Source organism: Winogradskyella aquimaris (assembly GCF_042676105.1).
Classification (GTDB): domain Bacteria; phylum Bacteroidota; class Bacteroidia; order Flavobacteriales; family Flavobacteriaceae; genus Winogradskyella; species Winogradskyella aquimaris.
Window position 1 is genome coordinate 202106 of the sequence record NZ_JBHTJQ010000002.1, and the last position, 20383, is coordinate 222488.

19 protein-coding genes are annotated in these 20383 nt (G+C 36.1%); 10 read left to right on the forward strand and 9 right to left on the reverse strand.

Features of this window, described 5'->3' with window-relative positions:
• The 6 genes from ACFQ1K_RS01415 to ACFQ1K_RS01440 all read left to right on the forward strand — a co-directional run bounded on the left by ACFQ1K_RS01415 (nt 1) and on the right by ACFQ1K_RS01440 (nt 6804).
• Nucleotides 1-699 (forward strand): WecB/TagA/CpsF family glycosyltransferase, encoded by a 699-nt coding sequence (locus tag ACFQ1K_RS01415; RefSeq protein WP_320555446.1) that lies wholly within the window; start codon nt 1-3, stop codon nt 697-699.
• Between the two features lie 108 nt (nt 700-807).
• Nucleotides 808-1911, forward strand: a complete 1104-nt coding sequence (wecB, locus tag ACFQ1K_RS01420; protein ID WP_320555445.1) for a non-hydrolyzing UDP-N-acetylglucosamine 2-epimerase — start codon at nt 808-810, stop codon at nt 1909-1911.
• An 86-nt stretch (nt 1912-1997) separates the two neighbouring features.
• The gene (locus tag ACFQ1K_RS01425; protein WP_320555444.1) at nt 1998-3083 is read left to right on the forward strand and encodes an MraY family glycosyltransferase; all 1086 of its coding nucleotides are present in this window, start codon (nt 1998-2000) and stop codon (nt 3081-3083) included.
• Nucleotides 3084-3172: 89 nt separating this feature from the next.
• A complete protein-coding gene (locus ACFQ1K_RS01430) occupies nt 3173-3937 on the forward strand; it encodes a polysaccharide biosynthesis/export family protein (RefSeq protein WP_320555443.1) in 765 nt (254 codons plus the stop codon).
• A gap of 2 nt (nt 3938-3939) precedes the next feature.
• On the forward strand, nt 3940-6282 hold the full coding sequence (locus ACFQ1K_RS01435) for a GumC family protein (protein WP_320555442.1): 2343 nt from the start codon (nt 3940-3942) through the stop codon (nt 6280-6282).
• Nucleotides 6283-6384: 102 nt separating this feature from the next.
• Nucleotides 6385-6804 (forward strand): CBS domain-containing protein, encoded by a 420-nt coding sequence (locus tag ACFQ1K_RS01440; RefSeq protein ID WP_320555441.1) that lies wholly within the window; start codon nt 6385-6387, stop codon nt 6802-6804.
• Nucleotides 6805-6832: 28 nt separating this feature from the next.
• On the opposite strand, the gene rpe is transcribed toward ACFQ1K_RS01440, so the two are convergent.
• The 7 genes from rpe to ACFQ1K_RS01475 all read right to left on the reverse strand — a co-directional run bounded on the left by rpe (nt 6833) and on the right by ACFQ1K_RS01475 (nt 13543).
• Nucleotides 6833-7495, reverse strand: a complete 663-nt coding sequence (gene rpe / locus ACFQ1K_RS01445; protein ID WP_320555440.1) for a ribulose-phosphate 3-epimerase — start codon at nt 7493-7495, stop codon at nt 6833-6835.
• Nucleotides 7496-7778: 283 nt separating this feature from the next.
• The gene (locus ACFQ1K_RS01450) at nt 7779-8642 is read right to left on the reverse strand and encodes a sigma-70 family RNA polymerase sigma factor (RefSeq protein ID WP_040247666.1); all 864 of its coding nucleotides are present in this window, start codon (nt 8640-8642) and stop codon (nt 7779-7781) included.
• Between the two features lie 91 nt (nt 8643-8733).
• Nucleotides 8734-9108, reverse strand: a complete 375-nt coding sequence (locus ACFQ1K_RS01455) for a hypothetical protein (RefSeq protein ID WP_320555439.1) — start codon at nt 9106-9108, stop codon at nt 8734-8736.
• Nucleotides 9109-9168: 60 nt separating this feature from the next.
• Nucleotides 9169-10368 (reverse strand): glutamate-5-semialdehyde dehydrogenase, encoded by a 1200-nt coding sequence (locus ACFQ1K_RS01460; RefSeq protein WP_320555438.1) that lies wholly within the window; start codon nt 10366-10368, stop codon nt 9169-9171.
• Nucleotides 10369-10476: 108 nt separating this feature from the next.
• Complete coding sequence (gene proB / locus ACFQ1K_RS01465; protein ID WP_320555437.1) at nt 10477-11256, reverse strand: glutamate 5-kinase; 780 nt, start codon at nt 11254-11256, stop codon at nt 10477-10479.
• A 1-nt stretch (nt 11257) separates the two neighbouring features.
• A complete protein-coding gene (gene proC, locus ACFQ1K_RS01470) occupies nt 11258-12064 on the reverse strand; it encodes a pyrroline-5-carboxylate reductase (protein ID WP_320555436.1) in 807 nt (268 codons plus the stop codon).
• 381 nt (nt 12065-12445) lie between these two features.
• Complete coding sequence (locus ACFQ1K_RS01475) at nt 12446-13543, reverse strand: Omp28-related outer membrane protein (protein WP_320555435.1); 1098 nt, start codon at nt 13541-13543, stop codon at nt 12446-12448.
• A gap of 125 nt (nt 13544-13668) precedes the next feature.
• On the opposite strand from ACFQ1K_RS01475, the gene ACFQ1K_RS01480 reads away from it, so the two are divergent.
• The 3 genes from ACFQ1K_RS01480 to ACFQ1K_RS01490 all read left to right on the forward strand — a co-directional run bounded on the left by ACFQ1K_RS01480 (nt 13669) and on the right by ACFQ1K_RS01490 (nt 16486).
• Nucleotides 13669-14151: a TlpA family protein disulfide reductase gene (locus tag ACFQ1K_RS01480; RefSeq protein ID WP_320555434.1), complete on the forward strand. Its 483-nt coding sequence runs from the start codon at nt 13669-13671 to the stop codon at nt 14149-14151.
• Nucleotides 14152-14190: 39 nt separating this feature from the next.
• Nucleotides 14191-15873, forward strand: a complete 1683-nt coding sequence (locus ACFQ1K_RS01485; protein WP_320555433.1) for a DUF6029 family protein — start codon at nt 14191-14193, stop codon at nt 15871-15873.
• Nucleotides 15874-16183: 310 nt separating this feature from the next.
• Nucleotides 16184-16486 (forward strand): hypothetical protein, encoded by a 303-nt coding sequence (locus ACFQ1K_RS01490; RefSeq protein WP_320555432.1) that lies wholly within the window; start codon nt 16184-16186, stop codon nt 16484-16486.
• A gap of 76 nt (nt 16487-16562) precedes the next feature.
• Here the strand turns inward: ACFQ1K_RS01490 and ACFQ1K_RS01495 are convergent, their stop codons facing one another.
• Entirely contained in the window at nt 16563-18806 is a 2244-nt protein-coding gene (locus tag ACFQ1K_RS01495) for a polyribonucleotide nucleotidyltransferase (protein ID WP_320555431.1), read from the reverse strand.
• Nucleotides 18807-18999: 193 nt separating this feature from the next.
• Nucleotides 19000-19269 (reverse strand): 30S ribosomal protein S15, encoded by a 270-nt coding sequence (gene rpsO / locus ACFQ1K_RS01500; RefSeq protein ID WP_320555430.1) that lies wholly within the window; start codon nt 19267-19269, stop codon nt 19000-19002.
• A 179-nt stretch (nt 19270-19448) separates the two neighbouring features.
• Here rpsO and ACFQ1K_RS01505 point away from each other — a divergent pair, with 179 nt between their 5' ends.
• Complete coding sequence (locus tag ACFQ1K_RS01505) at nt 19449-20342, forward strand: hypothetical protein (RefSeq protein WP_320555429.1); 894 nt, start codon at nt 19449-19451, stop codon at nt 20340-20342.
• Nucleotides 20343-20383: the final 41 nt, after the last annotated feature.

The following is a 20383-nucleotide window of genomic DNA, read 5'->3' on the forward strand; positions in this document are numbered from 1 at the left end:
ATGCAGTCCCAAGCTTTAAATAAGGTCATCACATATGCACCAAAGTCCAGAGACCAACTTATCGACTATGCCTTTGAGTACCATAAAATTTTAGTTGCGGTAAATGCCGAAAAAATTCTACATGCTACCGATCAAAGTAGGGCACTCATTAATCGAAACTTAGGTTATCCAGATGGGATTGGAGCCGTTTGGGCATTGCATAAAAAAGGTCATAAAGATGTGGTTAAAATACCAGGCTGCGAACTTTGGCTGGATATTGTTAAAAAGCACCATAAAACAAAGTCGTTTTATTTGGTAGGTGGCAAACAAGAGGTCATTAAGGAAACAATAGTAAAGCTAAAAGAGGACTTTAAAGGTATTACCATTTGCAATTACAGAAATGGTTACATTAAAACTGATGAAGAAGAAAAGGCATTGATAGAAGACATTGTAAAACATCAACCCGATGTTGTCTTTGTAGCTATGGGTTCTCCCAAGCAGGAACTGCTTATGGAACGTATACAACTGAAACATAAAGCAGTGTATCAAGGCTTAGGTGGAAGTTTCGATGTGTATACAGGTAATGTAAAACGAGCCCCAAAATGGTGGGTAAAAAATAATCTGGAATGGGCTTATAGGCTTATAAACCAACCAGCTCGTATCAAGCGGCAAATTCATTTGGTACGCTTTTTTATCAACTTGCATTTAAACAGGTATTAGCCAATTAGCCATTCTAATAAAATACTCTTGTGATTTTTACTAATTATATAGGTCTCAACTGACAAATTCTAATATTTTTGTCTTTAAATAGACCAAATCCATGATACTATGATGACTTACAAAATCACAATTATAGCAGGTGCCAGACCGAACTTCATGAAGATAGCACCCATTATTCATGCGATTCAAGCTGCTAAAGACCGTGGAGAGTCATTGGATTACAGATTGGTACACACCGGACAGCACTACGATCAAAACATGTCGGGTAGTTTTTTTGAACAGCTGAACATTCCTGAGCCACATGTTAATTTAGAATGTAGTGGTGGCACACAAGCTGAACAAACCGCAGCGATTTTGGTCAATTTTGAAAAGGAATTAATGGTAAATCCTGCAGATTTGGTTGTAGTGGTTGGTGATGTCACCTCTACCATGGCTTGTGCTTTGGTAGCTCAAAAACTGCACACTAAAGTAGCGCATGTAGAGGCTGGTATACGCTCAGACGATTGGACCATGCCTGAAGAGATCAACCGATTGGTGACCGATAGTATTAGCAACTATTTCTTTACCACCTCTGAGTTGGCCAATGAAAATCTTCTCAAGACAGGTGTTGAGGACAACCAGATATTTTATGTGGGTAATACCATGATAGATACACTTTTGAAGCAAAAGCCAAATTTTAGACCACCAGCGGTGTGGAACCATTTGGGTTTAAAGCCAAAGTCTTATATTGTTATGACGCTACATCGCCCAGCTAATGTTGACGAGGAGAGCCAATTAAAGGCTATGGTAGATGAAATTATTGCCAATACCAAAGAATTGTCTTTAGTTTTTCCCGTGCATCCGAGAACAGCTAAAATTTTAGAGCGTTTAAACGTATCACATCCGAGATTGCACATGGTAGATCCTTTACCGTATTTGGAGTTCAACTACTTAGTAGAAAATGCCAAAGCAGTGATTACAGATTCTGGAGGGATTACGGAAGAAACCTCTGTAATGAATGTACCATGTATGACCCTTAGGGATAATACGGAACGTCCAGAAACAATCACATTAGGTACCAATGAATTGGTGGGAACTAATCCAGAGGCTATAAAACCCTATCTCGATAAGCTCTTTAATGGCGACTGGAAACAATATAAAACCATACCGTTATGGGATGGTAAAACTGCAGAACGAATCGTAACCCATATTCTTAGCTTAACTGAAAGATGATTTAAACGATTGTCTTTAGATATCTTAGACTTCGGTTAGAAATTTTGTATATTTCAATCCCCTAAGATGTTTTAAAATCAACCTATATGATTGAAACATTACTTGAGAATTTTACTCCTGAAAATAATATAACCATCTGGCTTGTTGCAGCATTCGTAATAGCATTTTTTGTTGCCTATCAGACGTTTCCAACCATATTATATGTAGCCAAGGAAAAGCATTTGATGGATGAACCCGATAGTCGCAGTGTACATTCCGATAAAACACCAACTTTAGGAGGCATAGGAATTTTTGTAGGACTTATAGTGGTCATGACTATTATTGGAGCGTTTTTAAACACCAAGGTGCTACTATTGATAATGGGTGGTTTAACCATCTTATTTTTTTTAGGACTCAAAGACGATTTAACGGTACTGTCCGCAGGTAAAAAGTTCATGGGACAACTGCTAGCGGCAGGTCTATTAATTGTTTTTACTAATACTCGAATTATCGGGTTTTCCATGATTATGGAAATCGATATTTTACCTTATTGGATATCTATTATTTTTACACTTTTTGTATATATCCTTATCATTAATGCCTATAATTTAATTGACGGGGTAGATGGTTTGGCAGGAACTATCGCTTTATGCGTGAGTGGCATTTTTGTGTACCTCTTTGTAAATGCCCATGAATTGAGTTTGGCGACGATAGCTATTGCCTTGTGTGGCTGTTTATTGGCATTTTTAAGGTTGAATTTTTCTAGCCGCAACAAAATTTTTATGGGAGATACAGGCTCGATGATTGTGGGCTTTTTACTGGCATTTTTTACTATTAGCTTTATCAATATGGCACAGTTAGATGGATCTTCACCTTATTTTAGAGCTTCGCCAGCATTAGCCTTTGCGTTATTGTTTTATCCGTTGATGGACACCTTACGGATCTTTTTTTTAAGGATTGTAGTACATAAAACCAGTCCCTTTAAAGCGGATAAAAACCATGTTCATCACAGGTTTTTACGAAGTGGCTATAGCCATTTAATGACTACGATTTTGATTAGTGGTATTAATGTTGTGATTATAGGCATTGCTTTTAATCTATTACATCTCAATCTAAACACGCAGATTATCTTATTGCTCCTCTACGGTTCAGTCCTATATGTATTGCCTTTTTTAATAAAGAAAATACATTAAAACGGGGCTTTAACTTTTTAAATCCTAAAATTGCTTTTGCAAGTCCTTGAAATGCGGTTATATTTGCCTTATATAGAACAATTATCTTAATGAAAATTCATAGCGTTTTTAGTGCCCTTCTTTTGATTTTAGTAGCTTCGTGTGCCTCAAGGAAGGAGATTCTTTACATGCAAGATGCAAAGGATGTTGGTAATGCTGAGATTAACTACCAGACACCTACCATTCAACCTAATGATATTTTAAAAATTAATGTTGAGACCCTCATTCCTGAAGCGGCCGTTCCGTATAATAAAGGAACTTTACAGGGAATGCAACCGCAGAATTTACAAGTGCTACAATTGGACGGGTATTTAGTATCTCTAGAAAACACGATTAAATTCCCGGTTTTGGGTGAAATTTCTACAAAGGACTTAACCACAATGCAGTTGGAAGAAGACCTAAAGCAGCGCTTGGTTGATGGTGGTCATCTATTAAATCCAAAGGTGAATGTAAGGCTTATTAATGCTAAAGTGACCATATTGGGAGAGGTCAATCAACCAGGAACTTATACCTTTACTGAGCAAAATATAACGGTATTACAAGCATTAGGCTATGCTGGGGATTTAACCATAAATGGACGGCGCAATGATGTTTTAATGACTAGGGAAGCAGATGGCATAAGAAAGGTAACGCACCTGGATCTAACATCTGCGGAATTTATGAATAGTGACTACTACTTTATTAGGCCTAATGATGTGATTGTGGTGAATCAAAATAATCCAAGGGTTAAAAATGCTGGCTTCATTGGAGATATAGGAACCGTTTTAACTATTGCATCCTTAGCCCTCAGTGTAACGATTTTATTGACTAGGTAGGTATGGATAACCAATTTAATAATAGTTTTACCTTCAACGAGGAAGAAAGTATAGACTTAAAGCAAGAATTGAGACGTTATTTTCGGTACTGGCCATGGTTTGTCATTGCTTTGTTAGTGTCGCTGTTAGGAGCATACTTCTATGTACGTTACGCACCGAGAATCTATGAAACCTATTCAAAAATTAAAATTTTAGATGAATCTGAGGGACTTGAATTACCTACATCTGCTTTTGTTTTTAAACGGACCAATATCAATTTGGAAAATGAGATTGAAATTATTACATCTTATTTAATTATGGATCGTGTGGTGAGGGAACTTAATCTTAATACCAGTTTTTATGAAGAGGGCACCATACAAACCTCACAGATAGCGTCCTTACCATTTGCTTACGAGCAAATCATTAAACCAGACAGCATAGAACGTACTTTATCCTATAAGTTGGAACTTAATACTAAAGGCTTTCAAATCACCAATTTAAAGACCGAAAATGTATTTGATTTCAACACCTATTCCACAAAACAAGACGACCATAATTTACCGTTTAATGTCGCACTTGAAGATGATACTCAATTAGACAAGCTCAGGGATAAAGCTTTTATAATCAATTTTAATCCTATAAAGAGCACTGCCTTAGGATTAAAGAACAAGATAAAAGTAGAAGCTATTGGTGAAGCTAGTGATTTGTTAAAGCTATCTATTAAAGGGGAGAGTGTGGGGCGTTCTGAAAAAATCATCAATACTTTAATGGATGTCTTTAATAAGGATGGTATTTATGACCGGCAATTAGTGTCTAAAAGAACCTTGGACTTTATAGACGAGCGTTTTGTGTTCCTTGCAGAAGAGCTCGATTCGATTGAAATCGATCAGGAAGTATTTAAGGAAAAAAATAACATTATAGATATTGCAACGGATGCAGAGTTGGGCTTAGAGCAACGTTCCGAATCTGAAGCAGAACAGTTTAAACTAGAAAACCAACTCACGTTATCACGATTATTGGGTGAGGCTTTAAAGGGGAATTCAGAATCCGATTTGCTTCCTGCAAACATTGGTATTGAAAATGGGGGCATTAATACCTTGATATCTGAATATAACTTGGCAGTTATTAATAGGGATAAGCTAGAGAATAGTGCAGGTAAAAACAATCCAGCAGTACAATCCGCTCAGAGCCAGGTTGATGACTTGAAAGCTAATATTAGCAGATCGTTAAATACCTACACGAGTCAATTAGAAGCGTCACTAAAACAATTAGAGACCCGTACGCAGAAATTTGCTGGTAGGGTATCTCAAATACCACAGCAAGAACGTTTATTTAAAGCAATTCAACGCCAACAAAAAATAAAAGAAAGCCTATATTTATTACTGCTTCAAAAACGGGAAGAGGCGGCGATAAACCTTGCAATTACTGAGCCCTCAATAAAAGTGGTAGAAAATGCACTGTCTGGTACTAAGCCTATTTCACCAAAACCAAATATTGTCTATGCTGCAGCTTTATTAGGTGGATTACTAATTCCGTTTGGAATTTTGTACCTCATCTTTATGCTCGATACAAAATTACACGGTAAGGAAGATATCACGAAGGTGACCTCTAAAATCCCGGTCATTGGTGAAATCCCTAATTTAAAAAAGTCAAAGGACATTATTTTTAAGGATCCGAATGACCGTTCGCCACTAGCCGAATCCTTTAGGATCTTGAGTGCCAATGTGGATTATATCTTACCTATTGCAGATGGTGAAAAAGGAAAGGTCATTTATTGTACCTCTACCATTAAAGGGGAAGGGAAAACCTATATCAGTCTTAATCTTTCCTTAGCCTTATCAAGTATGAATAAAAAGGTGCTATTGATAGGGGCTGACTTAAGAAATCCTCAAATTCACGCCCATATTAATGAAGATAAGCAAAAATCGGGGCTTTCTAATTATTTGCACGACGTAGAGTACGACTGGAAAGAGGCATTAATCAATGGTTTTGGTATGCATCCTAATCATCGTATCTTACTTTCTGGAAATATACCTCCAAACCCTGCACATTTATTGACTAATGGCCGCTTCAAAAAACTTCTTGAGGAAGCCAAGCAAGAATACGACTATGTGGTGGTGGATACAGCACCAACGATTTTAGTGACCGATACCATGTTAATTTCACAATATGCAGATGCTACGGTATATATTGCAAGGGCTAACTATACCGAGAGGAACCTATTGAAATTCTCCAAGGAATTATCAGAAAGTGGGAAACTGAAAAACATGGCTTATGTGATTAATAGTGTAGGCGCAGGTAAGTCCTATGGTTATGGTTATAATTATGGGTATAACTATGGTTATGGTAATCCGAGCAACTCCTAGTTGTATTCGATTATCTTATTTTCAGAATCTTACATGATATTTATCATGATTTCTATCAGTTTTATACGTTACTTTTAATAGTGAATTGTAAAACTAAGAGTCATGAGATATATACCACCCGTTTCAGAAATAATGACCAAAAATATCATCGCCTTAAATAGGGATGATGATTTAGAGACTGCAGAAATCCTTTTTAAAAGACATAAAATAAGACACATACCCGTTGTAAATGGGGAAGTTATTATAGGGATGTTGAGTTATTCGGATTTATTACGTATCAGTTTTGCTGATGCGGTCTATGATACAGAGGAAGAAGTAGATACCGTAGTTTATAATATGTTTACCATAGAGCAGGTGATGGTAAAAAATGTGAGGACTGTACCATCTAAGGCCACTATAAAAGAGGTGGCTAATATTTTAGCAAAAGAGGAATTTCATGCCCTTCCTGTTGTAGATAATGGCAACCTAGTGGGCATTGTAACAACAACCGATTTAATAAATTACCTATTAAAACAACTGTAACTGTTAAGAAGCGCCAATAGGCGCTTTTTTATGAGTTGGCTAAAGCCTTTAAGGTTTTAATGGTTGCTGTAGGATTATCACTTTTAAACACATGACTTCCTGCAACAAAGGTATCTGCACCAGCTTCGACTAATTTAGCTATATTTTGATCTGTAACACCACCATCAATTTCAATACGGGTGTCCAAGCCTTGGTCGTCTATCATTTTGCGCAATTTTTTAATACGCTGATAGGTGACGTTTTCAAACTTTTGACCACCAAATCCAGGATTGATAGACATTAATAACACCATAAAGCATTCCGGTAAAATATCTTCTAAAACACATATTGGTGTGGTGATATTAAGCACGACACCAGCTTTACAGCCAGCATCTTTTATCTGCCTTAAGGTTCGATGAAGATGTACCGTAGATTCGTAATGTACCGTAATGATATCAGCACCAACCTTGGCAAATTCTTCGATGTAGCGTTCTGGTTTCTCTATCATTAAATGCACATCCAAAGGTTTGGTCGCATGCTTTTTTATGGCAGCGATAACAGGCATGCCATACGAAATATTTGGTACAAAATGACCATCCATAACATCGATATGAAACCAATCAGCTTCACTTTGGTTAACCATTTCAGTATCGCGTTGTAAGTTGCCAAAATCTGCGGCTAACATGGAAGGTGCTATTAATTTTGAAGCCATTTTAGTGTGGTTTTTTTGTTGTTGGTAAAGGTAATATAAATATGAAGTTTATTAAGGTTGAAGTTGATAAGATATTATAAAAAGTGAACCCACGGTAATCAGCCGTGGGTTCTTTCATCAATCAAAAAACGAACAGTTATGTTTTGTAACTGTTGTTACCTTTATCAGGTTGGTTGCTAAATATACAAAAAACCAAGCCCAATCAAACGTTTAATCTATTTTAACTTTTAATACTTCGATAATGATAATGAATCATTGCAACTAAAATATTCTTTATCAGAAGTTAACCTAGATACGTTTTTAATATTTTGCTTCGTGAGGTGTGTTTTAACCTACGAATTGCTTTTTCTTTTATTTGTCTAACGCGTTCGCGCGTTAAGTCAAAAGTTTCACCAATCTCCTCAAGGGTCATTGGATGTTGATTTCCAAGGCCAAAGTATAAGCGGATAACATCGGCTTCACGTGGTGTTAATGTTTCTAAAGCGCGCTCAATTTCCGTTCTTAAAGATTCATGCAATAAATCTTTATCTGGATTTGGCGATTCGCCACTTCTTAATACATCATAAAGATTGGAATCTTCACCTTCAACTAATGGAGCATCCATAGAGACATGACGCCCAGAATTTTTCATGGACTCCTTAACATCATTAATAGTCATGTCTAATTCCTTAGCAATTTCCTCAGCTGATGGTGGACGCTCATGACTTTGCTCTAAAAAGGCAAAGGTTTTATTGATTTTATTAATGGAACCAATCTTGTTAAGCGGTAAACGTACGATACGTGACTGTTCTGCTAAGGCTTGTAAAATAGATTGTCTGATCCACCAAACGGCATAAGATATAAACTTGAATCCACGTGTTTCATCAAAACGTTGTGCAGCCTTTATTAAACCAAGATTGCCTTCGTTGATTAAGTCTGGTAATGTTAAGCCCTGATTTTGATATTGCTTTGCTACGGATACAACGAAACGTAAATTGGCTTTAGTTAATTTTTCTAAAGCAACTTGGTCTCCAGCTTTAATACGTTGTGCTAATTCAACTTCCTCATCTGCAGTGATCAAGTCAACTTTGCCAATTTCTTGTAGGTATTTGTCTAATGAAGCGGTTTCTCTATTGGTAACCTGCTTGGTAATTTTGAGCTGTCTCATTTACTTTTAATAGTTTGTACGACGCAACGTTAGTGTTGCTTATATTATACGTGTAAATGCATTAAAATGTTACACAATAGATGAAAAAACTTTAAATTTTAATCAACTTTACCGTATTCAGGTTAATGTCGTTAATGGTTTCATTAGTAAATTTATAATGCCCACGAGTGGTAATAATCCTAAATCTATAGGACTTTATTTGACTTAAGGTGTTGAGAAAAAGCCATTTGGATTTTAATAATCTTGGCTTTTGTGATTTTAAGCTCAAATCAAAAATATGCTTACGACCTTCTTTTTCCGCTACAATATCTGGGGTAACTTCGATTTTACTGCCTTTTTTCAAATAGGACTTCGGAGTTTCGTAACCATCGATGTCTGCCTTAATTTTAGAATACCCTAAACTTTCTAAATAGGATATGGAGTGGCTTAATTCTTCACTATATTTTGCTTTATCTTGTGTAATCATAGCCTAAAATATAACGAAATAAAATTAAAAAATCAAATTTCGAAGCTGTTTTGAGCTTTTTTAGGTTCTCACATGTCCATCACCAAACACATAATACTTGTTGGTCACCAGTTGTTTTAGACCTAAAGGACCTCTATGATGCAGTTTGTCTGTACTAATGGCCAATTCTGCACCAACTCCCATTTGCCCACCATCAGTAAATCGGGTAGAAGCATTATGATAAACAGCTGCACTATCCACATTATTCATAAAAGTTAGGGCTTCATTTTTATCCTCGGTGATTATGGCCGCAGAATGTTTTCCAGAATATTTATTAATCATTGCTGTTGCTTCCTCCATATTATCCACCGATGCGATGAGAAGTTTTAATGCTAAAAATTCTTCATACCATATACGATCTTGAGTTACTTCATTTACAGTTTTTAATTGTTGAGAAACACTTTTATCGGCAATGATTTCAACATTGTATTGTTCCAGTTTTTGTTGTAGCATTTCTAACTTGGTCTCATATTCAGGCATATTCTTATTAATCAGGACTTTGTCTAATGCATTACATCCTGAAATCTTATCGGTTTTGGCATTAATGATAACATTAACCGCCTTACTCCAATCTGCTTTTTCGGATACATATAAGAAATTGTTGCCTCTACCACTAACCAATACGGCACAAGTGGCATGAGTTTTTACAAATTCAATGAGCCGTTCACCTCCTCTTGGCACTATTAAGTCTAGTGGTTCTGTTGGGTTTTTTAGAAACTCTTGGGTTTCTTCACGTTTTAAGTGCAATAACTTAATCCAATCTTTAGAAAGGCCGTTTTGGGATAAAGCGTCATGCCAGCATTTCTCCAATATTATATTACTATGATAAGCTTCTTTGCCGCCCTTAAGCAAGATTTTATTATTGGCCTTAAAGGCTAGCACTGCCGCTTCAATAGTAACGTCTGGTCTTGACTCATATATTATAAGGATAGTCCCAAATGGAGCAGTAGTATTTACAATATTAAGACCATTTTTAAGCGTTCTATTTGAAATTTCTTGGCCAACAGGATCGTCTTGAAGTCTTACCGAATTTATGGCGTTGATCATCTCATCTACCTTTTTGTTGTTAACGATTAGGCGATCAAATAAGGCCTGGTCTTCAATTTGAAAGGCATCAAGGTCTTTTTTATTGGCTTTGATAATAGCATCGCGTTTGCGATCCAAAATTTCAGCCATGGATGTTAATACGTTATTTTTTGTTTCTGTATTTAAGAGTTTCATCTATTTAAAAATTTTCAAGAACCTTTGGTTCAGTTATTTAATTATTATAGTGGGTAATGGCTTTTGTTTGCCAAATGCCCATTATGGGCTTTCATAATTGTTTTGATTTTAGGCGCTGATAAATTTAGTGCCAACTGCTTTGTTATTAATGATATCTACAATGACGTTTTCACGTTTACCATTGGCGATGTAGGTGGGTATGTCTTTTTTGGCAGTGCCCTTGGCAATCTTTAATTTTGATGCCATGCCGCCACGACCTTCTCCTTCTTTTTTATCAGAGGCACAAACATACTTTTCTACATTTTGATTTGTTTTTACAATGTTTAGTTTCCTGGACGTCTCATCATCTGGATGACCAGTATAAAGGCCGTCCGTATCTGATAATATGATTAAGCGATCGGCATCTAATAATTCAGCGACCAAACTTGCAAGTTCATCATTATCAGAGAACATAGACATGGTTAATGAGACGGCATCGTCTTCATTTGCGATTGGAATAACACCTTCCGCAAGTAGGCCTTCATAACAGTTGATCATATTTTGACGGTGCTTTCCAGGGTCAAAATCGCGCTTAGTAGCCAATATTTGGGCACAGCGCATCCCATAATCGTGGAAAATACTGTAATAATGGCGCATCATTCTGGGCTGACCTACCGAAGAATAGACCTGCCTTCTTATGGATTTATCCACAATATTGGTGTCCCCTAGAACTTCCATGCCAGCAATGGCAGAACCGGATGATACTAAAATTACCATGATGTCCTGCTCGTATAACACCGCTATTTGTCGGACTAATTCTCGGAGAACGGGTCCTAAAATTCTATTATCTTTATTAGTAAGCACGTTGGTACCTACCTTAACGACTACACGTTTGATTTCCTCTTTCATCTTATTTGTTTTTACCTAGTTCTACAGCTCTATCAAAAGCGGCATAAGCTGCTTCTTTAATGAGTTGATTTACATTGTTGTCTTCCATGGAGTCGATAGCCGCTTGTGTGGTACCCCCTTTTGAAGCAACTTTATCAATCCAACGCTCAGGTGAGATATTGGATTGATTAAATAACTCAATAGCTCCTTCAAATGTATTACTCACCAAGACTTTTGAATCATAATCTGAAAAGCCCATTTGCTTCGCAGCCTCTAGCATGGACTGCATAAAGTAAAATACATAGGCTGGTCCACTACCCGAAATCCCTGTTGAGGCGTCTATGAATTTTTCAGAATCAACATGTATGGACGTTCCGGTAGTATCCAATAAGTGTCTTACCATGAGTAACTCAACACGCGATATTTGTTTAGCTGCAGTATATGAAGTCACACCTTTACCAACTTTTGCAGGAAGGTTGGGCATGGTTCTTATCACCTTATTAACGCCTAAACCGTCTTGGATGGTGGCGATACTCACACCAGCCATTAAGGAAACAAATAGCTGTTCGTCGTTTATTAGTGGTTTCATTTCTTTAAATAACGCATCGCAGTGGTAGGGTTTAACGGCTATAAAGACAATATCTGCTTTTAAAAGCGCATCATCTAAGGCTGTGTAAACATCAAATTTTTCAGTTTTTCGAAGGGTTTCGATTTTATTAGGGTCAGTATCGTAAATTCTTAACTTTTGTTTCCCTAACAATGAAGAATTTGCCATTCCCTCAGAATAGGTTAAGCCCATATTTCCGGCACCTATTACTAATACTTTCATAATTTATCTTTTTGTTTTCGGGTATAAAGGCACAAACACTATGCGATAGTGCCAAATAGAACAATGGATTTAAAGAATTTTGAAGTCTTGAAGGATTTGTGCGAAATATTAACAGATTAAAACCCTAAAGTAGAAATGTTTAACAATATGAAAATTAAAAAAAAATCGAAAAGCGGTAATTGTGACAGTATGTCGGTGACAAAATGTAATTTTTTAACCTTTTTAAGTTTTTTCTAAGGTTTAGTGGCGATCAATTCTTAGGGTTTTGTAACTGGCTTAAACAGGATGTTGTTTAATACCATAAAATAAAAAACAAGACCATTTGGTCTTGTTTTTTTATAATAGGGGAAGTAAAGTAACTTCTAACTTAAATTATAAATATTAATTTTCTTCATAGGTTTGTGCATCGCCAATATGTGCTACTCTCGCGTTAATAGCAAAAGCATTACCAGTAAAGTTATCATTGGTTATGAAAGCAATAATACTAACTTCGTTAGTGTCTTCAACATTAGATGGTACATTTGCAGTAAAGGTTCTACTATATTCTGAGTTTGTAACTTCATTGCTTGGTATAGCATCACCTGTAATGTTTGTAAGGCTTGCTCTTAATACATGATCGTGTACGAAATTTGGTATAGGGTTTTGACCACCATAGTAACTCTGGTTGTTTTGCTGGTCTCCTATTAACCCATCTTCTAAGACCATAACAACAAGTCGTGTATTGTTAAAGTCAAAATCTTGGCTAAATTTAGCATCTACTTTAACGGTCATCGTATTGCCAGAAAGTGACGGTGTAATGGCTAAGCCTAATGGTGCATTATCACATAAGGTTTGGTCTACGATTTGATCTATGTTGCTCGGCTCAGGAAAAGTCCAGTCAGAACCTCTATTTACTCTAGCCGTTGGAAAACCTGTAATACCAAATGCAGATAGCATATCACCAGCTATAGAAGGTTCAAATTCATCATCCCAGTGTACTGCAACTACAGCAATTTGATCTGTTTGTTCTTTGACTTGTTCAATAGCATAGGACACTCTAGGACAAAAAGGACACCATGTCCCTGTATAATCTTCTACTAATACGTGCTTGGTAAATTTATAATTATCAGCAGCAACATTTACATTTAAATTATTTGTTGTACTAATATCTTGATAAGTGGCAGAAACCTGTAATGATCCTGCTTGAGTTGTAGTATAAGTATTACCAGTTATGGCTGATCCATTAACTGAAATGGTAGCAGAATTGGTAACGTCAATATTGTTGTTGCCCATAACAGAAAAACTTACGGTATCGCCAGCGTAAATACCACACGCTACTGAGCTTGTTATTTGAACAGTGATACTTGTGATGTCATTACCGTTACCGTTGCCATTACCGTTGCCATTATTGTTACCATCTCCATCGCTATCACTACTACAGGCACTAAAGCTGATGGTTAGGGCAATGAACAAAAGATTGAATAGATGTTTAGTTTTCATAAAAATTCAGAAATTAATAAATAATTAGTAGTATTTTTCTTTAAAAAAATGCAATTTATACTAATTTTTTAAAAAACAGATGGTATTATTGCAAAATGTTAAAAAAAACTAAAAATTCAAAAAACATGAAGCACCTATTTTTTACGTTATTCATTCTAAGCTCATTATATATCAAAAGTCAAGAAATACCAGATATAAATCTTATTGATCTTGATGGTAATACGATTTCTATAAAAGCGCTTACAGATTCTGAGGATATTAAAATTTTTAGTTTTTGGGCGACATGGTGTGTGCCTTGTATTAACGAATTGGATGCCATTGCAGATGTTTATGAAGATTGGCAAGATGAAACTAACGTAGAGCTAATAGCGGTTTCTACAGATGATGCGAGAACCAAGAAAAGAGTGATTCCTTTGGTTAATGGAAAAGGCTGGGAATATCAGATATTATTAGACGACAATCAAGATCTAAAACGAGCCCTAAATATTAATGTGTTACCCTATGTAATTGTAGTTAAGAATGGTGAAATTATTCATACTAGAACGGGCTATACACCAGGAAGCGAAGAAGAACTTTACGAAGTTGTAAAAGAACATTCTCAGAAATAATTTTCGCTCTAACGAAACTAACTAAATCAAACCTTATTTATGAAAAAGCTTTTATTGCTGTTATTCTTTTGTTTTACAATAAACCAAATTTCAGCACAATTGCTCGATAATCTGCGAGTTGGTCTTGAATCTAACATGGCTTGGTATAATGATGATAAACGTACTGGTCCTTTTTTTGATGGTGAAAACAATGATGGGGATGAGCACGTGCGAGTCAATACGTATTTAAAATTGGATTATAGTTTTCTTGAAAACTTTACTGCTACAGTTCAGATAGAATCTTATGAACCCTTAGCATTATTAAACTATTCGCCAAATTTTGATGGCACTGACTTTGGTATTTACTCCCTTAATTACAAAAGTGATAAGCTAGAAGCCAATGCAGGGCATTATTATGAACAGTTTGGTAGTGGACTTATTCTTAGAAATTGGGAAGACCGACAATTGGGACTTAACAATGCGCTATTAGGCGGAAGATTAAAGTATATGCCTACTGATTTCCTCTCAATTACCGCATTGTATGGTAAACAACGTGTTGGCTTTGAGACAGCAGACAGCGATATTTTTGGTTTCAATACGGAGATTGAATTATCTAATATTTTAAAGTTTGAAAATTCCTCCCTAAATCTTGGCTTTAGCTACGTAGGACGTCAAGAAAAAACGGATATCGAAGATCCGAATTTTGATGAGTTGACCAATGCTTTTTCTGGTCGTATAGACTTTTCTAAAGGGAATTTTTATGCCAATGCAGAGTATGTGACTAAATCTGATGATGTATTTGTGATTAATGGACAGTCCGTAAATTCTTTTGTGAATCCTGGTAACGCATTATTGTTTAATACAGGATTTTCGCAAAAAGGATTTGGCGTAGATGCGACTTTTAGGCGCTTAGAGAATATGGGATTCTTTTCTGAACGTGAAAAAACAGGAAACGCATTTTTAGAAAATAATATTAACTTTACTCCAGCTCTAACCAAGCAGCACGACTATTTATTGACTAACATATTTGTTTATCAAGCACAATCCTTAGTTGTATTTGCTGATCCGCAGCTTATGGAAGCCGGTGAAATAGGTGGTCAGATTGATATGTTTTACAATATTAAAAAGGGCACTGGTCTAGGAGGTAAATACGGCACAAAACTGGCGTTTAATGCGTCGTATTGGGCTGGTTTAAAAGGTGATTATGATTTTGATAATCTATCTTATGATGTAGATTACTTTGGTTTTGGTGATAAGTACTTTTCAGATGTGAGTTTAGAAATTAGAAAAAAATGGAACAAGAAGATGAATTCCATTTTTTATTATGTAAACCAGTACTATAATCAGAGAACTATTGAGGATAATTTTTCAGGTGAACAAATTAAAACAAATATTGTTGTTGGTGAGACCATTTATAAGTTCGGGAGGATTGGCCAGTCGGTGCGTTTAGAACTTCAAAAGTTATGGTCCAACTCTGACAACCATGATTGGGTTGGTGGTACGTTTGAGTATAACGCCAGTCCCAGATTATCATTTTACGTGAATGATATCTATAATAGTGGTTCGGATAGTAGTACGTCAGAAAACCACTATTATAATTTTGGTGGTAGTTACAATAAAGGAACGACACGTTTTTCATTGAACTATGGAAGACAACGTGCCGGTTTGGTTTGTGTAGGTGGTGTATGCCGTTTTGTGCCAGAAGCCACAGGGTTATCCGCTAGTTTATTGATGTCTTTCTAATTTTTTAAATACCTTAAAATAATAAGCCTATCATGTTTGATGGGCTTTTTGCATAAGATTTTGGCGTCTTACAACCGTCAATATTGATTTTGATTTTTTTTCTTATGCCATTTATCTTCTTGTTAATTTTTTTTATAACTTAAGTGTCTCATTTATGGGGTTTTATATTTTATACCAACCAATCAGAAATGTATATTATTACTATAATTAACTTTGTTTTGATTGCAGGTGTATTAAGATGATTTGAGCAGTTCATAGCAAGAAGTAATATTAATTTTTGTTTATCAATGTTTAACCAAACCACAGGGTAATGAAAAGCTTGTTTAAAATATTTGCTTTCTTGATGTTGTTCTCGTGCTCTACAAATGATTCTGGTTCTAAATGTCCTAATTGGTATTATGTGTATCTTCTTGAAGATTGCTCTTGTAATTCAATTTATGATTCTTGCGCTACATACCAAATTATAGATAAAGATATATACATGTGTCTTGATGTTCTTTTGAATTCTTCTGAGTCCGATTGTATTTATATTGACGAATCTACTTGTCCTGAAGTAACTTTCTCAGGATATATAAAAGAGGTTGTAGAAGATTGCTTAGAAATTGATTTGTAAAATAAAAGTACTTTGATAAAACATAAAAAAAGCCTATCACAATGATAGGCTTTTGTATTATCAAGTGATTAAAGAATTAATCTTCTTTGCTATCATTTCTAGGTTTCCTGTCATCACGACGATTACCTCTGTTGCGATTGTCACGTCCTCGATTATTATCTCGGTTGCGATTATTGTCGCGTTTTGGTCTATCTTCCCAGCCTTCAGGTTTTGGTAAAATAGCTTTACGAGATACTTTTTCTTTTTTAGTCCTTGGGTCTATACCAAAGTATTTCACATCAAATACGTCACCCATGTTTACAACATCAGATACATTTTCTGTGCGTTCCCAGGCCAATTCACTAACGTGCAATAAGACTTCGTTACCAGGTGCTTCCGTATATTCTACAACAGCACCAAAATCAAGCATTTTAATCACTTTTACTTCATAAATGCTACCAACTTCTGGTTTAAACATTAAGGCATCGATGGTAGCAATAACTTTGTCTATACCCTCTTGGTCGGTACCTAAAATTTCAACGATACCTTCTTCTGTTACAGGATCTTCATTGATTACAATAGTCGTATTGGTATCTTTTTGAAGCTCTTGGATTACTTTTCCACCAGAACCGATTACCGCTCCAATGTACTCACCAGGAATAATCTTTGTGACCATCTTTGGTGCATGGGCTTTTACCTCAGCATTTGGTTCGGCTATCGTATCGGTGAGTTTACTTAAAATGTGAAGACGACCTTCTTTAGCTTGCATAAGCGCTTTTACTAAAACTTCGTAAGATAGTCCTTTGATTTTAATATCCATTTGGCAAGCAGTGATACCATCTTCCGTACCTGTAACCTTAAAGTCCATATCTCCTAAGTGATCTTCATCACCAAGAATATCAGATAATACAGCGTAACGGTCACCATCGGAAATTAATCCCATAGCAATACCAGATACAGGCTTTTTTAATTGTACACCAGCATCCATAAGGGCCATTGTTCCGGCACAAACGGTTGCCATAGAAGATGAACCATTAGATTCTAAAACTTCAGACACCACTCGTACGGTGTAAGGGCAATCATCAGGAACCATTCCTTTTAACGCACGTTGTGCTAAGTTACCATGTCCTACCTCTCTACGCGATGTTCCTCGTATAGGTCTGGCTTCACCCGTTGAAAATGGTGGGAAGTTATAGTGTAAGTAAAAACGTTCTTCACCTTCAAAAGATGGCATATCAATCACGTTAGCCTCTCTACTTGTACCTAAGGTAACGGTGGCTAAGGCTTGGGTTTCACCACGCGTAAAAATAGAGGAACCATGTGTAGATGGTAAATAATCTACTTCGCACCAGATCGGTCTAATCTCTGTTGTTTTACGACCGTCTAGTCGTAAACCTTCATCCAAAGTTAAATTTCTAATGGCTTCTTTTTGCGCTTTAGCGACATATTTATGGATAAGTTTTCCTAATTCGTCTTGTTCTTCTTCAGAGAATGAATTAAAGACTTCTTCTTTTATTTCTGAAAAAGCAGCGCCTCTTTCATGTTTAGCAGAACCTGCTTTGGCGATGGCGTATGTCTTGTCATAAACCATCTCATGAATTTTCTTCGCTAAATCTTCATCTTCAACTTCAGGCTCGTATTCACGAACTTCTTTTTTACCAACAGCTTCGGCTAACTTCACCTGAGCTTCGCACTGTACTTTGATATGTTCGTGGGCAAATTTGATGGCTTCTGCCATTTCTTCTTCAGAGATTTCATCCATTTCACCCTCAACCATCATCACTGAATCTGCAGAAGCACCAATCATCATGTCAATATCAGATTCTAGAAGTTGTGCTTGGGTTGGATTAATAACAAATTCGCCATTAATTCTTCCGACTCTAGCCTCAGAAATTGGAGTTTCAAAAGGGATATCAGAAAGTTGAATAGCCGCTGAAGCTGCTAATCCAGCCATAGCATCTGGCATGACGTCTTCGTCATGTGACATAAGCTGAATCATCACCTGTGTTTCGGCATGGTAATCTTTTGGGAATAGTGGACGTAATACTCTGTCTACCAATCGCATTGTTAGGACTTCGCCATCACTTGGTCTGGCTTCTCTTTTGAAAAAGCCACCAGGATAGCGGCCAGCTGCAGCAAATTTCTCTCTATAGTCGACTGTTAATGGTAAAAAATCGACATCTGCCGAATGGTAGTTAGATACAACCGTACATAAAAGCATGCAATTTCCGGACTGTACCACCACACTACCGTGTGCTTGTTTTGCTAATTTTCCGGTTTCAATAGAAATTTCTCTACCGTCTCCAAGGTCTATGACCTCTTTGTAAGTTTTTGGAATCATAAAAATTTTAAATCTTTTGCTGACGTGTTAAGCACTGTTAGCAATGTTAAACAATGGTCGTTGTGTTGTTGTGTAGTTGTATTGTGACCAATGAAAAACCTTGGGTAGCTTCTTCAATTCGAAATTTAAACGCTTTCGAAGACGTTATATATTAAACAAAAAACCACGCTGAGGCGTGGTTTTTTTTGAAAAATTACTTTCTTAATCCTAATTCTTTAACGATTGCACGATATCTCAAGATATCTTTTTTGGTTAAGTAGTCTAGTAAAGCACGACGCTTACCTACTAATTTTACCAATGAACGCTCAGAGTTAAAATCTTTACGATTGTTTTTTAAGTGCTCAGTTAAATGGTTAATGCGGTACGTAAATAACGCGATTTGACCTTCAGCAGAACCAGTATCGTTTTTTCCGTTACCGTATTTTGTGAAGATTTCTTCCTTTTTTTCTTTAGTTAAATACATTCTAATATTATTGTAAATGATTGTTATGTACTTTGAAAGATTTTCTTTCAAGCTGCAAATATAGTAAAAATTAAGGATTTACCAGTTTAATTCGTATTCTTTTCGAGAAAAGATTAAAATATTAAACCTTTTGAAATTGTTATGGTCTTATCAACGTATTAACAGTAAAAAAAGTAATTATGAATTTTTCGAATCTTAAATTAAAGAATTTCCTTAGGGGTGATGTGCGTCAAAATTTTAATGTGCTCAAGAAAGGAATTGTAGGTCTTTTCATTCTAGGTTTAGTTTTTACCTCGTGTAGTGATAATGACGGATCTGGTGAGGATGAAAGTCTTTCCATGGATACAACAGAGTTACAACGTTCTGCAGAGATTGATCAGGTTGATAATATGCTGGGAGATTTGGTTGTGGAAGCGTATGAAAATCGAGAGTCCAGTGAGCTAGGTAGAGGTACTTTTACGAGTGGTATTCCGGAATGTGTAACCATAACGGTTATTGCACAACAAAATTATAGAGAAGTAACCTTGGATTTTGGTATTGAAGGTTGTTATGTGAATGGTCATCTTATACGAGGACAACTTGTTTTTGATTATACAAGAGATACGGAAGCGCAGCAAATTATGATTAATTATTATTTAGTTGATTTTTATTTTGATGCCAAACAGATTATTGCCAATCGCTCTATATTAAAAGAATTATCAAACGAGAATGGAAATCCACAGTTTACACATGACTTGAGCATCACGGTAATTTGGCCAAATGGTGTACAGGCCTCCAGAGAAGGTGCACGCATAAGAGAGTGGGTAGAAGGTTTTGGTAGTGGTGTATTTAGTGATAATGTGTTTGAAATTACAGGTGATTGGACGGCAACATTTGTTAATGGCAATACACATACGTATGAAGTACTAACTCCTCTAAGACGAGAGGTCATATGCTCTAATATTGTAAGCGGTTCGTTTGATGTGCAGCGCACCAACTTTGGGGGTATTTTTGATTTTGGTGATGGCGATTGCGATAACCAAGCCACGTTTACCTTCAATAATGGTACGGAAATACCCATAACATTAAATTAAGAGTTGGTTTAGTTTTAGTTGATTGCATAAAAAAAGCGAGC